This is a genomic window from Actinokineospora cianjurensis (genome assembly GCF_003663795.1).
Taxonomy (GTDB): Bacteria; Actinomycetota; Actinomycetes; order Mycobacteriales; family Pseudonocardiaceae; genus Actinokineospora; species Actinokineospora terrae.
Window position 1 is genome coordinate 1 of sequence record NZ_RCDD01000003.1, and the last position, 15,188, is coordinate 15,188.

Annotated in this window: 14 protein-coding genes and 1 pseudogene; 8 read left to right on the top strand and 7 right to left on the bottom strand. The window is 69.1% G+C overall.

Features of this window, described 5'->3' with window-relative positions; all coding sequences use genetic code 11:
* Together CLV68_RS35700 and CLV68_RS19885 are read right to left on the bottom strand one after the other, a co-directional pair.
* A pseudogene (locus CLV68_RS35700) lies at positions 1–284 on the bottom strand (fasciclin domain-containing protein); the annotation flags it as partial.
* A gap of 132 nt (positions 285–416) precedes the next feature.
* Positions 417–2,207: a cytochrome c biogenesis protein DipZ gene (locus CLV68_RS19885; protein WP_246010010.1), complete on the bottom strand. Its 1,791-nt coding sequence runs from the start codon at positions 2,205–2,207 to the stop codon at positions 417–419.
* A 324-nt stretch (positions 2,208–2,531) separates the two neighbouring features.
* On the opposite strand from CLV68_RS19885, the gene CLV68_RS19890 reads away from it, so the two are divergent.
* Genes CLV68_RS19890 through CLV68_RS19900 form a run of 3 tightly spaced genes read left to right on the top strand, consistent with a single transcriptional unit; the run spans position 2,532 to position 4,483 of the window.
* Entirely contained in the window at positions 2,532–3,344 is an 813-nt protein-coding gene (locus CLV68_RS19890; protein WP_211346685.1) for a ferritin-like domain-containing protein, read from the top strand.
* Positions 3,341–4,138 carry a ferritin-like domain-containing protein gene (locus CLV68_RS19895; protein WP_211346686.1) on the top strand — a complete coding sequence of 266 codons (798 nt, stop codon included), beginning with the start codon at positions 3,341–3,343 and terminating at the stop codon, positions 4,136–4,138. Before CLV68_RS19890 ends, CLV68_RS19895 begins: the two co-directional genes overlap by 4 nt.
* The gene (locus CLV68_RS19900; RefSeq protein ID WP_121392430.1) at positions 4,139–4,483 is read left to right on the top strand and encodes a cupredoxin domain-containing protein; all 345 of its coding nucleotides are present in this window, start codon (positions 4,139–4,141) and stop codon (positions 4,481–4,483) included.
* Here CLV68_RS19900 and CLV68_RS19905 read toward each other — a convergent pair.
* The 5 genes from CLV68_RS19905 to CLV68_RS19925 form a co-directional block, all read right to left on the bottom strand.
* Complete coding sequence (locus tag CLV68_RS19905; RefSeq protein WP_121392431.1) at positions 4,467–5,525, bottom strand: lysylphosphatidylglycerol synthase transmembrane domain-containing protein; 1,059 nt, start codon at positions 5,523–5,525, stop codon at positions 4,467–4,469. The genes CLV68_RS19900 and CLV68_RS19905 overlap by 17 nt on opposite strands.
* 524 nt (positions 5,526–6,049) lie before the next feature.
* Complete coding sequence (locus tag CLV68_RS19910; RefSeq protein WP_121392432.1) at positions 6,050–6,442, bottom strand: ankyrin repeat domain-containing protein; 393 nt, start codon at positions 6,440–6,442, stop codon at positions 6,050–6,052.
* 4 nt (positions 6,443–6,446) lie between these two features.
* Positions 6,447–6,806, bottom strand: coding sequence for a VOC family protein (locus CLV68_RS19915; protein WP_121392887.1), 360 nt, complete (start codon positions 6,804–6,806; stop codon positions 6,447–6,449).
* 68 nt (positions 6,807–6,874) lie between these two features.
* Positions 6,875–8,089, bottom strand: coding sequence for a 5-aminolevulinate synthase (hemA, locus tag CLV68_RS19920; RefSeq protein WP_121392433.1), 1,215 nt, complete (start codon positions 8,087–8,089; stop codon positions 6,875–6,877).
* Positions 8,090–8,105: 16 nt separating this feature from the next.
* Entirely contained in the window at positions 8,106–9,656 is a 1,551-nt protein-coding gene (locus CLV68_RS19925) for a 3-hydroxyacyl-CoA dehydrogenase (protein WP_121392434.1), read from the bottom strand.
* Positions 9,657–9,817: 161 nt separating this feature from the next.
* On the opposite strand from CLV68_RS19925, the gene CLV68_RS19930 reads away from it, so the two are divergent.
* The 5 genes from CLV68_RS19930 (at position 9,818) to CLV68_RS19950 (ending at position 15,178) form a co-directional block, all read left to right on the top strand.
* The gene (locus tag CLV68_RS19930) at positions 9,818–10,261 is read left to right on the top strand and encodes a helix-turn-helix transcriptional regulator (RefSeq protein ID WP_121392435.1); all 444 of its coding nucleotides are present in this window, start codon (positions 9,818–9,820) and stop codon (positions 10,259–10,261) included.
* A 126-nt stretch (positions 10,262–10,387) separates the two neighbouring features.
* Positions 10,388–11,545 (top strand): MFS transporter, encoded by a 1,158-nt coding sequence (locus CLV68_RS19935; protein WP_121392436.1) that lies wholly within the window; start codon positions 10,388–10,390, stop codon positions 11,543–11,545.
* Between the two features lie 2 nt (positions 11,546–11,547).
* On the top strand, positions 11,548–12,780 hold the full coding sequence (locus tag CLV68_RS19940; protein ID WP_121392437.1) for an MAB_1171c family putative transporter: 1,233 nt from the start codon (positions 11,548–11,550) through the stop codon (positions 12,778–12,780).
* Positions 12,747–13,298, top strand: coding sequence for an ImmA/IrrE family metallo-endopeptidase (locus tag CLV68_RS19945; protein ID WP_121392438.1), 552 nt, complete (start codon positions 12,747–12,749; stop codon positions 13,296–13,298). Before CLV68_RS19940 ends, CLV68_RS19945 begins: the two co-directional genes overlap by 34 nt.
* Before the next feature lie 581 nt (positions 13,299–13,879).
* Positions 13,880–15,178, top strand: coding sequence for an AMP-binding protein (locus tag CLV68_RS19950; protein ID WP_121392888.1), 1,299 nt, complete (start codon positions 13,880–13,882; stop codon positions 15,176–15,178).
* Positions 15,179–15,188 lie beyond the last annotated feature (10 nt).

Genomic DNA, 15,188 nt, shown 5'->3' on the forward strand with positions numbered 1-15,188 from the left:
AGCGGGTTGTTGCCCGCGGCCACAGCCACCGGGTCAGCGGCCATACCCGACACCGAACCCGCACCACTCGGCACGGCCTTGGCGTAGTCGGCACAACCCGGACCGACCAGGTCCGAGGCGGCAGCGGCGGCCTTCGCGGCCGTGGTGGTCATCGGGGCAGCGGTCGTGGTGGTCGCCGCGGACGAGCCTGCGGCGGTCTTGTCGCTGCTCCCGCAGGCCGCTGCCGTCAGCGCCAACGCGCCGATCGCGGCGATGACGACAGCGGTGCGAATCCTGTTCTGCATGACGGTTCGACTCCAGAGTGCTGGGAAGGATCAGTCGCGTGTGGACTGAGGGATGGCCTCGCTCAGTGCTTCGGGGGTGATTCGACCGGTCGGGTGGGGCGGATTGGCCCGCCACCCGATCGTGGCGCGTGGTCAGCCGAAGGTGAAGGAGAAGACCGATACTCCGCTGCCGACAGTGGCGGTGAGAGTGCCTGGCTGCACGGATGGTGTAGTGATGACCTCGTAGGAGCGGGGCGTGCCGGACACGGTGATGGCGCGGGGGCCGCTGGGCGTGTCGAGGGTGACGGTGCCGGTTCCGGCAAGCACGACGCGGACTTCTTTGGCGCGGTAGTTCAGTCGGACGCGTGCGTCGGTGCCGGTGGGGGTGGCGTTCTGGGTGTCGAGGGTCCAGGCGCCGTCGAGGGCGAAGGTGTTGTCGGGCTGCTGGGCGGGGAAGGCGAACGAGGTCTGGCCCGCGGTGTAGGGGCCTTCACCGGAGAAGTTGACCTGTTTGGTGGAGCCGAGGAAGGTCTCGCGGGTGATGTCGGCGGTGTCGGGTGTGGTGTCGGCGGTGTCGGTCGGCGCCGGCAGTGAGACGCCGGGGTCGTTGGCGCGCAACAGGTCTCGGATCATGCGCTCGGTGACGTCGTAGTCGCCCTCGCCGAACTTGATGTGCCGGACGGTGCCCGTGGCGTCGATGAGGTAGTGGGCGGGCCAGTAGCGGTTGCGGTAGTTGGTCCATGTGGACAGCGAGTTGTCCAGCGCCACGGGGTAGCGGATGCCGAACCCGGCGGTGGCGTCGATGACGTTGCGGGGTTCCTTCTCGAACGCGTACTCCGGGGAGTGCACGCCGATCACCCGCAGCCCGGCGGCGCGGTAGGCGTCGTCCCAGGCGGTCACGTGCGGGATCGAGCGTTGGCAGTTGATGCACGAGTACGCCCAGAAGTCGAGCAGCACGACCTTGCCCCGCAGATCGGTCAGGTTGACCGCCGCGCCCTCAGGTGTGTTGAGCCACTGCTGGATGCCGCGAATGTCCGGTGCCGTGCCGCAGCTCTGCAACTCGGTGGCGCCGACGGTGCACTTGGCCAGGTCCTTGTTCTGGTCGTTGGTCAGGCCGCCGAGGTCGAGCGCCTCACGGACGGGGGCGGACTCGTTCACCTGTTCCTGCAATCCGCCGGTGTAGTCCGGGATCGCCCGCTGCAACAACTGCGGGAGGTTGAACACCAACCCCACCGCCAACGCGATCATGACGATCCCGGCGGTGACCCGGATCCCCCGCTGGCGCTTGCGGAACGCGCGGACCCGCTCGGCGACCCGCCGCCCCGCCAGGGCGAACACCAACAACGGCAGCGCGGCACCGACGGCGAACGTCGCGGTGAGCACGACGGTGTCGATCCCGATCCGCCCGGTCGACCCGGCCACCGTGATCGCCGCCAGCACCGGACCCGCGCACGGCACGTACACCGCGCCCAACGCCAACCCCAGCGCGAACCCGCCCTTGGACGCGTCCGGGTTGCGCTGCGGGATCCAGCTGAACGGCTTCTCCAGCAGGTGCTCGAACCGCGGCACGATCAGTCCGACACCGATCAGCACCAACACCACCAGCCCGGCCCACCGCAACACGTCCTGCGGCAACCCCAGCACCGACAACAACAACGACCCGAACAGGGTGACGAGCGTGAAGCTCACCACCAGTCCCGCGATCACCAGATAGGGCCGCGCCTTCGACACCGGCCGCGCCGCCACCGCCACGCCACCACCGGACTCGCCTTCGGCCCTGGTGGACTGCGCGCCGGTGAAGAAGATCACCGGCAACACCGGCAGGATGCACGGCGAGATCCCGGTGACCAACCCCCCGACCAACCCGATCAACGCGAGCGTCAACACCGGCACCACCACCCTCACCCGGCCCGCGAACACGGACCACGACAGCGGATTCGCCACCCGACACCCGGTGGTTTGGTTGCCGCACAACGAGTTCACCCCAGGGCAAACGGCCGTCACGCCGACCAATCCGGACAGTGGCGAGGTGCGAATGCCCTATCGTCGCCGCACCGAAGCCTGTCCACGGTGTGTCATGTCGAGCCACCGGCCGAGCGCGCACCAACGGATGACGGCCTGCCGTTCCTGCACGGTGTCGATTCCGACTCGTTCGAGTGGTAGACGCGGACCGAGTTGGCATGTGAACAGAACTCAGGTCGAATGGCGGTGCCGGTGACAGATCGCCACGGTCGTGGTGTGGTTCGCCGAGGCGATGGAGGGTGCCCGGTGGATCCCATCGATGAACGCGGCCTGCGCGAGTTGTTGGTCGAGTCCGATGACCTGCAGTCCGACGCGATGCGCACGGCCACACGGGACCTCGACGACTACGTCGAGGCCGTGCTGGACACCCGGTCCGGGTCACGCGATCCGGGCGGGCAGTGGCCGGGCTGGGGCAAGGCCGGTGTGGTCGCCGGACTGGCAGGCGTGGGAACGCTGCTCGCGGCCTGGCCCGCGGCCGCCGACCCCGCCCAGGACGTCCAGGCGTTGCAGACCGCGGCGAGCCTGGAGAACCTGGCGGTCGCGACCTACAAGACCGCGCTGACGCTGCCGTTCATCGGTGGTGCGGACGCCAACGGTGTGGTGAAGGCGTTCGCCGAGAAGACGATGGCGCAGCACACCGAGCACGCGCAGGCGTTCAACGGCGCGGTGGCCAAGCTGGGCGGCAAGGCGCAGAACGACCCGAACGCCAAGTACGCGGCGGTCGTGAAGGAGACCGTGCCGACGATCAAGGGCGCCGGTGATGTCGTCGCCCTGGCGATCGCGCTGGAGGACGTGGCGGCGCAGACCTACACCAAGAACGTCAGCCAGGTCTCCACCGCCGAACTGCGGCAGCTCTTCGCCAGCGTCGCCGGGGTCGAGTCCCAGCACAAGGCCATCCTGCTCGCGGTCAAGGCCCTGCTCGACGGTGGCGCCCCGCAACTGATCGCCCTACCCCCGGATGCGGCGAAGCTCCCGGACGCCGCGGGCAGCGTCGGGTTCCCGGACGCGTTCTTCCCCACCGAGAAGGCATCGCCCGTCGAGGAAGGAGCGGTCAAGTGAGCACCGACAAGCGCCCCGAGATGCAGATCAGCGAACGCGAGCTGACCGCGATGACCCGCGACCTCGACGAGTTGCACGAGTCCACCTTCCCGGGTGTGCGCACGCTGCTCGACGAGTTCTCCGCCAACCTCGCGCACATCACCCGCGGCCTCCCGACCGGCCGCCGCGGCTTCCTGCTCGGCGTCGGCGGCGTCACCACGCTGGGCATGGCCGCGGCCTGCTCCAGCAACGACACCGGGTCATCCACCACCACCGCCGCACCCGCGAGCACCACCGCCGCAGCCACTTACGACGGCGACCTCAAGGTCGTCGCCCTGGCCGCGGCCCTGGAGAACCTCGCCGTCACCGCCTACACCGGCGCACTCGACGCAGCGGGCAAAGGCACCCTGGGTACCGTCCCACCCGCCATCGGCGTCTTCGTGCAAACCGCGATGAAGCAACACAAGGACCACGCGGCGGCCTGGAACGCGGTGCTGTCCAAGGCGGGCAAACCCACCATCAGCGACTCGCCGCTCACGATCACCGCCGACCAGGTCAAGGCCCTCGGCGCGGCCAAGTCCGTGCCCGACGTGGCGAAGCTGGCGCTGGACCTGGAGAACGCCGCCGCCCAGACCTACACCTTCGCCGCGGCCAACGTGACCGACACCGGCGGCATCATGACCGCCGCCACCATCCAACCGGTGGAAGCCATGCACGCCGCGATCCTCAACTTCGTCCTCGGCCAGTACCCCGTCCCGGACGCCTTCATCGGCATCGAGAAGGCCGTCAAGCCCGACGCACTCCTGCCGAAGTAGATGCGCGTTCCGTTCGTCGCCGTGGCTTTGGCGCTGGCGCTGACGGGGTGCGGCACCGACTCCACGCCCACCCCGTCAGCCCCCGCAGCCACCGGCGACGCCACCGTCGAGATCAAGGACTTCACCTTCGCCCCGCAGCAGCTCACCGTGACCGTCGGCGCCACGGTCACCTGGAAGTTCACCGACACCGCCAAGCACAACGTCAAGGCATCCGACAAGACGTTCGCCTCCACCGACCTCAGCGACGGCGCGACCTTCACCCACACCTTCGACAAACCGGGCGAGTTCCCCTACATCTGCTCGATCCACCAGTACATGACCGGCACCATCACGGTGCGGGCTTGAGGGTGAGCCAGGTGGCCAGGCCAGGCGGGATGACGAGCCAGCAGGACAGGAGCCGGTACACCAGGGTGATCGCCGCGGCGGTGGGGACGGTGACGCCGAGGAGGCCGAGACCGGCGATAAGGCTGACTTCGATCACGCCGATGCCACCGGGGCTCAGCGGGATCTGCCGGACCAACTGGATGCCGAGGTAGAGCAGGCCGAGTTCGACGAGGGACACGTCGACGTCGAAGGCCGCTGTGACGGTGATGAGGCAGAGCAGGTCGGCGGTCCAGTTCGCGGCGGCGTAGCCGAGTCCGGACAGCCAGGACCGGAGCGGGACCTCGCGCATACCCCGTAGTGCGGCCATGACCGCGGCGAGCGCGCGGTGCGTTCGTGTTGCGTCGGACTGGCTTTCGTCATCAGGTCGCCGGGCTGGCCTTTCGGTACGACTGCCGCGCACGGCCACACCGGCCGCTGTGCCGATGACCAGCAGCGCGGGCACTGTCGTGTACCAGGGTTGATCGAGCGTCCACCGGACCGCGAGCCCGCCGAGGTACATGCTCGCCAGGCCCAGCGCCGACACCACCCCGGACGCGACGGTGACGATGGCTGTGGTCGCCCGGCTCGCGCCGAACCGGCGGTACTGCTCGACGGCGAACAGCGCGGACACGACCGAACCCCCGGGCAGCGTCATCGACATCGCGGACCGGCTGTAGGTGATGGCCAGCATCGAACGGGTCGGCACGCGCACCCCGAACCCGGCGAGCAGCGCCTGCTGCTGCTTGGCGAACATCCACAGCGAGCCCACCTGCGCGCAGGCGGCCACCAGTACCAACGGGAGGTCGACCGCGGTGAACGCGTCCACCAGGCTCGACCACGACGGCAGGCTCCGCACGGCGAACCACCCCGCGACGACCAGGGCGAGGACCACGAGGACCGACCGCGCGGTGTGGAGAGTGCGCGGGGTGTCGCGGTCGTGGTGCCCCGGTCGGGCGGCGGGGATCGACAACACCCCGGGGACGCGGCTCGACGCGGAAGGCGGTACGAGGGCGGGCGTTGTCATGGCCGAACGATCGCCGGTCAGCCTGTGCGTGCCATGGATGATTCCTGTGCGTCTGCTGTGGGCGTGGCCCACTCCAGGTGTCGCCTGCCACTCGGACCACCGCCACGGACACTTCTCCGGGGAGGTGAAGGCGAATGTGCGGTGACGACTACCGCACAGGAGAGAAGTTGGCGAACTGTCGATCGCGCACGCGATCTGCACCCGTTCCGTTTCGAGATATCAGAACCAAGTTGGTTTGGCACCGATACGTTCGCACGCTTGCACGGCGATGGGGAACGACGTGAACAGCGGCTCAAGCGGTCCTTCGCTGTAGTGCTGACTGATACGTTCGGCCTCGCCCATCATCTTCTGCCGACGGTCACATGGGCACGCACCCGCAGAGATGCTCAGCAGTCAGGCGTTCGCCGGCCACTGATCGGGCTCGAGCAGGAGCACCAACTCTCCGGGCGGGCGGTTGGAGAACAGATTCGCGTGTTCGAACACCGTGACGACAAACGCGTCAGCAGTCTTGTACGCGCGATGCGTTAGTCGAGGTCGGTGAAGAACTGCCGGACGTCGTGGTTGGCGATCAGTCTGGCCAGGGCCAGGGGTGTCTGGCCTGCGGTGTTGGGCAGGGTCGGGTCTGCTCCGTTGGCGCGGAGCAGGGTGATCATGTCGCCGCGGCCTTGGGAGGTGAAGACGGCGGTGAACAGGGGGGTGTTGCCGTGGGTGTTCCGCGGGTCGACGGGGGCTCCGGCGCGGAGGAGGATCTCGGCCACGGCGAGGTTGCCGAACTGGGCGGCCAGGTGCAGTGGGGTGAATCCGTTGTGGTCCGCGCTCCCCGGGTCCGCGCCGGACTTGACCAGGGCCGCGGCCTCGGCGGCGGTTCCGGACATGGCGACGTGGTGCAGGCGGGTTCGGGTGGGGCCTGTGGTCATCGGGTCAGCTCGCTGGTGGGGAGTCGGGGTCGGGGCGGAGCAGGCAGAACTCGTTGCCCTCCGGGTCGCGGAGGACCCGCCAGCCATCGCCTGGGTAGATGTCGTCGGCCGGGGTCGCGCCCAGGAGGATGGCTCGTTCCGCGTCGCGACTGTAGTCGGTGGTGCGCAGGTCCAGGTGGAGGCGGTTCTTGGTGGACTTGGCCTCGGGGACGGGGGCGAAGTCCAGTTGTGGGCCGCCGGGGAGGGTGAGGGTGATGACGCCTTCCTCGTCGGGGGTGGAGAGGTCGCCGGTGAGGAGGGCTTGCCAGAAGGTGCTGAGGTGGGCTGGGTTCGCGCAGTCCACTGTGATCGCCGCTAGGTGCATGTCCACGGATCATGCCTGCGGAGGGGTTGGCCGGTGCCGCCACCCCCAGATGACGGCACCGGCCGGGTTCAGTGGGGCAGCCTGGGTAGCTCTACCGAGGACCACACCTGGTCGATGGCCTTGGCGAAGGCCACCACGTCGTCCTCGGTGTGCCGGGACGTCGGGGTGACGCGGAGGCGTTCGGTGCCCGCGGGGACCGTGGGGGCGTTCACCGGCTGGACGTAGATCTGGTGGTCGCGCAGCAGCCGGGCGCTGACCTCCTTGTTCTTGTGCGGGTCGCCGACCAGGACCGGGAGGATGTGGCTGTCCCGGGAGAGCACGGGGATGCGCAGCTCGGCGAGGGTCTCGCGGAGCTGGCGGCAGCGGGCGTGCAGGACGTCGCGCTGGTCGGCGTTGGCGCGCAGGTGCCGCACGCTGGCCAGGGCACCGGCGACGACCGGCGCGGGCGACGAGGTGCTGAACACGAACGGCACCGCGAACGACCGGACCGTGTCGACGATCTCCGCAGGTCCCACGAGGTAACCGCCCGCGCCGCCGTAGCCCTTACCGAAGCCGCCGTGGAATATCGTGATCCGGTCGGCCACACCGAGCTCCTCGGCGTAACCGGAGCCGGTAGCGCCGTAGCTTCCCGCGGCGTGTACCTCGTCCACATAGGTCAACGCGCCGAACTCCTCGGCCAGCGCGATGATCTCCTCGATCGGCGCGAAGTCGCCCTCCATCGAGTACAGGGACTCGAACACGATGATCTTCGGGGCCGCCGGGTCCGCGGCGGCCAGCAGCTCGCGCAGGTCCTCGGTGTCGTTGTGCCGGAAGATCCGCTTGGCCGCGCCCGAGCTCCGCACGCCGCGGATGATCGACGCGTGGTTCAGCTCGTCGGAGAAGTAGATCAACCCGGGCAGCCGGGCCCCGAGTGCGCTGAGCGCCGAGTCGTTGGCGTTGAACCCGGTGCTGAACAGCAGCGCCTTCGGCTTGCCGTAGAGGTCAGCGAGTTCGGCTTCTAGCTGCTGGTGGTAGATGCTGTTACCGGAGATGCTGCGCGCGCCGCCCGTGCCCAGGCCAACGCGCTCGGCAGCCTCGACTACCGCCGATAAGACAACCGGGTGGTGGCTCATCGACAGGTAGTCGTTGGAGCACCACACAACCAGGTCGCGTGGACCGTCCTCGCCGTGTGCGATGGCTCCCGGTGCGAGGTCCGCGCGCCGCTCCAGGTTCAGGTACTCGCGGTAGCGCCCCTGCGCCCGTACGACTTCCAGGTCGTCCGCGAGCTTGCCCAAGATGTCCATGACAGTCCTCCCCGCCTCACACCGCTTCCGACAACGAACTCCCGGCGGCCGCCGCCAACCGCAACGACGGCGTCACCCGGTAGCGGGTCGGGTGGATGACCGCGGCGATGTTGTCCAGCACCCGGCACAGCCACTCCGGCCCGACGGCGTCCCCCCACTCCAACAGGCCGCGCGGGTAGTTCACCCCGGTCCGCACGGCTACCTCGACATCGGCGGCGGCGCACACGCCCTCGGCGACGACCTCGACCGCCTGGTTGACCAGCATGCCGACGGTCCGCGCCACGACCAGCCCCGGCGAGTCGGCGAACACGCTGACCCGCTTGCTGAACGCGGCCACCAGCTCCCGCGCCTGCGCGAGCCCGGCCGTCCGCGCCCTGGGTCCGACGGCGATCACGGTGTGCTCGGTGGCGGCGAAGTCCAGGGCCAGGTCGAACACCACGACCGGCGCGTCCAGGTCCCGTTCCAGCACGGCCGCGGTACGACCATCGGTCAACGCCAGCACGACCCCGCTGGGGAGGGCCAAGAGTCCAGGTCCGTCCTCACGCGTGACGGTCCAGCCTGCGGCCTCCAACAATCCGACGACAGGTTCGGCCGGTCCGAGGTCACCGCGCACAGTCACCTGCCCTGGCGTGGATACCACCTCGGTACCGACAACAGGCTTGTCGTCGGGGTAGCGATAGAACCCTTGCCCGGTCTTACGGCCGAGCAACCCGGATTCGACTAGAGCCTGTTGCGCCGCCGAAGGGCTGTAGCGCGGGTCGAATCCCATGGCGTTCCAGATCTGCCGGGTGACCTCGAGGTTGACGTCCTGCCCGATCAGGTCCGTCAGCTCCAGCGGCCCCATCCGGAACCCACCGCCACCGGTGATCGCCGCGTCGACGACCCTCGGGTCGGCGTTGGTCTCGTCCACGATCCGCAGCGCCTCGCTGTAGAACGGGCGCGCGACACGGTTGACGATGAACCCGGGTGTCGGGCGGGACAAGACCGGTTGCCTGCCCCAAGAGCGCATGACGTCCAGGGCCGTGTCCGTGGTCGACGGAGCCGTCCGTGCGCTTGGCACTACCTCCACCAATGGCAGCAACGGCGCCGGGTTGAAGAAGTGCAGACCGAGGAAACGGCCAGGGTGGGTCAACCTGGCGGAGAGGGCGTTGACCGACAACGACGAGGTGTTGGTCGCCAGGATCGCGTCTTCCCGCAGCACCTGCTCCAGGGCGGCGAACACCTCGGTCTTGACGTCGAAGTCCTCGGCGATCGACTCGATCACCAGGTCGGCGTCGGCGAGCGCGGCCAGGTCGGTGGTCACCTCCAGTGCGGTGACGGCGTCCCGGTAGACCGACTCGGCCAGCTTCCCCTTCTGGACCAGGCGTTCCAGCCTGCCGCGGACGATGTCGCCCGAGCGGTCGAGCCGGTCGGCGGAGCGGTTGTGCCACAGCACCCGGTGTCCGGCGGCGAGCGCGAGTTGGGCGATCCCCTGCCCCATCGCGCCCGCGCCGAGCACCGCGACGGTGCCGGTCCGCGAGCCGGTGGCCCGCTCGGACAGGTCGACGAACTCCCCGGTGGTCGTCATGGTTCTCCGTGTTAGCTGAAACGGCGAAAAGAAGGGCACCTCGTCCATCTGAGCGAACGCAATCGTAAGGAGACCGGGAGTTGACCGTCAACTAGACTGGGCACGGATCTCACGAACGTTCATCACAGCGAACGTCCACGACAGCGAACGGAGGTGCGCCGATGCCCCCGTCGACCCTCGCGGACAAGATCGACCACCTGTTCAAGACCATCCGCCCCGGGGGCCGCGAGTACAGCTACGACGAGGTCGCCCGCGGGTGCGCCGAGGTCGCGGGCGGGACGTTCTCCAAGACCTACGTCTGGCAGTTGCGGACCGGCCAGCGGGACAACCCGACCAAGCGGCACCTGGAGGCGATCGCGGCCTTCTTCCAGGTCCCGGTCAGCTACTTCTTCGAGGACGAGACCACCGAGCGGGTCGACTCGCAGCTCGCGCTGGCCGCCGCCATGCGCGACGCCGACGTCCGCGACATCGCCCTGCGCGCCAGCCACCTCGACCCGGACGCGCGGCGCTCGATCGTGCGGATCATGCAAGAGGTCAGCAGGCTGCAGCGGGCGCGCTCGACCGACAGCGCTACCGCGCGGGATGACGCCGACGACGGCGAGTGAGAGATCCACCACGCTCCGGCGTCGGAGTTCACATCGTGGGCCAGGGTTGCGCCACCGCCTGCCGTCAGCCGAGATGGACGGGGAACGGCAGCGGGTGGGTCAAGGGGATCGGGGAAGGGACTGTTCATGCCCGTCGTGCTCTATCTGCTCGCCGTGGGGACGTTCGCCATCGGGACGGACGCCTTCATCTTCGCCGGGCTGTTGCCGGAGGTCAGCGCGGACCTGGGGATCACCGTGGAGACCGCGGGGCAGTTGGTGACCGTGTTCTCGTTCGCGTACGCGGTGCTGGCGCCGATCAGCGCGAGCATCACCTCGTCGTGGCCGCGCAAACGGATCATCACCCTCGCCCTGCTGACCTTCATCGCGGGCAACGTGGTGTCGGCGCTGTCCGGGTCGTTCGAGGTCATGGTGCTCGGCCGGATCATCGCGGCGGCCGGGGCGTCGTCGTTCACCCCGCACGCGGTGGCGATCGCCTCGGAGAACGCGCCGGAGGGCCGTCGCGGCACGGCGTTGTCCATCGTGGTGGGCGGGTTGACCGTGGCGACCGCGCTCGGTGTGCCGATCGGGACGTTCGTCGGGTCGAGCTTCGGCTGGCGGGCGACGTTGTGGCTGGTCGTGGGGTTGGGCACGTTCGCCTTGCTCGCACCGCTCCTGCTCGGGGCGGTCAAGGACCCGCCGCCGCACACTCTTCGCGAACGGCTCGCACCACTACGAAGCGGGATTGTGGCGCTGGTGCTGACCACCACGTTCCTGGCGTTGGTGTCAGAGCACCTCGTCTACACCTACATCAGCGCGGTCTTCGACGAGGCGACCGGCGGTAGCGGTAAGACGCTGTCGTTGCTGCTGCTCATCTTCGGTATCGGGGCCGTGATCGGCAACGCCATCGCAGGCCCCGCCGTCGACCGATGGGGCAACAAGTCCGTGCTGCTCATCGCCCTCGGGGTGATGGCCGCGGACCTGCTGCTGCTTCCGCTCACCACACACACGTTCCCGGTCGCCGTGGTCGCGGTGTTGGTGTGGGGCATCGCGTCGTGGATGTACCTGGTGCCGCAGCAGCATCGGCTGTTGGAGCTGTCCACCGCCTCTGGGCCGTTCACGGTGTCGCTCAACTCTTCGGCGCTGTACCTCGGTATCGCGGTCGGCGGCGGGCTGGGCGGGGCGACTCTCGCCTTCGTTGGCCCTGTCTGGCTTGGTGTGGTCGGTGGGATCATAGGTGTGTTCGCAGTGGCATCAGGGTGGTTGTCCTACCGCGTCGAGCGAACGCCTGACACCGTCTCAGCGTGAGCATGCTTGTCGTCAAGACGGTGGTCTTCTCGTCGTGCGCGGTGTTGTGCTTCACCGCCCTCGGTTACCGGGTGATCGCCTCTTGGCGCAACCGCCGCGACCCAGCCGTGGTAGCGCTCATCGTGGCGCTGCTGGCCGAAGGCATCGGCTGGGTCTTGGCGGTCCCCCAGATCGCTGCCGCGTTCGACGACAGCACCGGTGTGCCCAACCTCGCCGTGCTGCTGATGCACGTGCTCGCGGTCGGGTTGTTCACGCCGAGCATGCTGGTACTGCTCGTGTACTGGTCGCACCCTCCCGAGCAGGCATGGCCGCGCGCACGCCGACGCATCGCTTACGCGGTGGTGGTGTCCGCCGCTCTTATCGCCCTCTGGGTGTATGCCGCTGTCGAGCAGCACTCGGAGACCTACCTGCCGGAGAACTACACCCGCCCCGCGGTGGCCATCTACACACTGGTCTACGTCATCACGTTCGGCGCGGGTCTCATCGAGATCTTCCGGATGTGTGTGTCCTGCGCCCGCCGCACCGAGGAACCCTGGCTACGCCGAGGATTGCGTCTTACCGCACTCGGCGCGTTGTGCTACCTGAGCATGTGCGTCAACCGGGTCACGGGCATAGTGCTGGCCTATCTGGGACTCGACCCGTTGCGCTGGGAATGGCTTACCCCGGTCGGCTGCGGTAGCGCCATCTTGTTCATCGCTCTCGGACTGACGATCCCGTCGTGGGGGCCACGGCTCGCGGTGTGGGTGCGCTCCTACCGGACATACCGCACGCTCTACCCGCTATGGTTGGCAATCTACCAAGCCGTGCCGCACATCGCCTTGGAACCACCGCGTTCCGCCGCGCACGACCTCGTGCAGACGACCGAGTTGAGCCACCGGCTCTACCGCAGGGTCATCGAGATCCGCGACGGGTTGCTGGTACTGCGATCCCGGCTCACCAGCGACGTGCTCGCCCAAGCGGCGGCGACTGCGAGGACCGCGGGCCGGGACCCGGAGGCCGTGGTCGCCGCGAGCCAGATCCGCGCCGCGCTCGGCGCACCGGTCGGCGGCGAGGACCTCGTGTTCTTCAGCCCGCCCATCGACAGTCTGCCCAGTGAGATCGCCTGGTTGGTCCGCGTCAGCGAGTGCTTCGTCCGTTACCCTTGGCGAGGTGGACCGGCCGCGCCACCACCCCGGCCGACCGAACTCGCGGGAGATGCGACGTGGGAATCCCGGTCCTCGACTGGCTCCGCCTGAGGCGGTCCGGACCGGCGACGGTCAAGCGCCTGCGCCGCGAGTGCGCGGACCGCCTCGCCGCCTTCGACATCCCCGCCGACGGCGACATCCACCGCTTCTGCGCCCAGGTCGCCGCCCGGCTCGGCCGCGACATCGACCTGATCCCCATGGCACTGCGCAGCACCGACCCCACCGGCGTCTGGTTGTCCACCAGGGCCGGGGATTACATCGTATACGAGTCGCAAACCAGTACGCCGCACCAGGAACACATCATCGCCCACGAACTCGGCCACCTGCTGTGCGGCCACATCGGCGACAACCTCGACGGCACGGCCCTGGACCTGCTGTTCCCCGACATCGACCCCACGGTGCTGCTGGCGCGCCAGAACTACTCGGCCGTCGAGGAGCGCGAGGCGGAGGTGATGGCCGGGGTGATCCTGGCCCACCTGGCCCGCGCCCGCCGCACCACCAGGACCGCGCCCGAGGACATCGCCCGGGTGCACCGGTCGCTCGGTCAGGTCTACTCGACGCCCGAGTAGTCCGTTGTGGACACTCCAGTCGACGGCCTCGCGGACCGGGTGCCGATTGTAAGCACTGCTCTCGCGGCCACTCCGACAGACCGGACCACGCCGGCCCCCGCGAACCCGGACCAAGACCCACCCGCCGCGTGCCGACACCACTCGACAGTGATCACCGGGCCGGACGCCGCGCGCACCCTCCACCCCGGATGGTCGCGGGATGTCAACCCCTTACCGTCCCATGAGAACAGAGCGGGCCTACACCACTTTCTCGCGGGCGTATAGCCGCGAAGCGCACCAATGCGTTAACACCAGTCCGCGAATTCAATAGTGAACAGGTCTCGGCGCGCGCGGGCCATTGCGCGGACCGGGTGGCCCGACTGGCTCTTTTGGAGTAACCGACGCTAGCCCGGGGTCCTTCAATCTGGGATTGGTTTCACCAGACCGTCACCCGTTCGGCGGTTTGCGTGGTCCGACCGGTCGTCGCTAGCGTCTCGGAAAGGCAGAATGCTTATCAATCGGGGGCCTTTATGGGAGACCATTTATCCGGTCTCGTGGACAGTCGCGCCAAAGGCACCGCGCTGACGTTCAATGGGGCCGACGTGTCCTATCGGGAGCTGCGGGCACTGGTGGGCGACGCCGCCCGGGTGCTGGGGCGGCTGCCCGCGGGGCGGCCGGTCGGGTTGCGGGTGCGCAAGTCCCCCGAGTCGGTGGCGCTGGTGCTGGCCTGTTGGGCCGAACGCCGCCCGTTCCTGCTGCCGCCGCACGACCTCGGGGTCGACGCCAGTGCGGCGCTCTACCGGCAGGCGGGTTGTGGGCACGTGCTGCACGCCGACCTGACCACCGTGGACACCGGTGAGCCCGCCGACGAGGTGCCCGACCTCGACGGCGTCGGGCCGCTGCTGACCACCTCCGGGTCCACCGGACTGCCCAAGGTCGTGCCGCTGCCCGACGCCGGGATCGACCGGTTCACCGACTGGGCCGCCAGCGCGTTCGGCATCACCGCGGGCAGCGTGGTGTTCAGCTACGCGCCGCTGAACTTCGACCTGTGCCTGCTCGACATCTGGACCACGCTGCGCCACGGCGGCCACGTGCTGCTCGCCGACCAGGAACGCGCCCTCGACGCCCGCTACCTGCTGCGCGCCTTCACCCACGCCGAGGTCGACGTCGTCCAGGCGGTCCCGCTGTTCTACCGGCGGCTGCTGGAGGTCGCCGACCGCCCGTTCCCGGGCGTGCGGGAGGTCGTGCACACCGGCGACGCGATCCCGCCCGAACTGCTGGCCCGCCTGCCCGAGTTCTTCCCCAACGCCCGGCTGCGGAATGTGTACGGCTGCACCGAGACCAACGACAGCCTCATCCACGACTCGGACCCGACCAGCTCCGACCCGGTGCCGATCGGCAGACCCATCGACGGCGTCGAGGCCAGGGTGGACGGCGGCGAGTTGCTGGTGCGCACCCCGTTCCAGGCGGGCCGCTACCTCGACACCGCGATCACCGACCGGTGGGTCGAGGTCGACGGCGAGACCTGGCTGCGCACCGGTGACCTCGTGCGCCGCGACGCCGACGGCGTGTTCCACCTCGACGGCCGCGCCGACCACCAGGTCAAGGTGCGCGGCGTTCGGACCAACCTGCGCCAAGTGGAGCAAGCGCTCCAGTCGCACGGCGAGGTCGCCGACGTCGTGGTGCTCGCGGTGCCCGACGACGAGGCCGGGTACCGGCTGCACGCGGTGATCCGCGCCGTCGACGGCACCCGGCCCAACAGCCTCACCCTGCGCTCGCACTGCGCGCGGCTGCTGCCCCGCACCGCTGTCCCGTCCTCGGTGGAGCTCACCGCGGACGAGTTCCCCCGCACCTCCACCGGCAAGGTCGACCGCAAGAAGCTGCTGGCCGAACGGGTCTAGCACGGAAGGG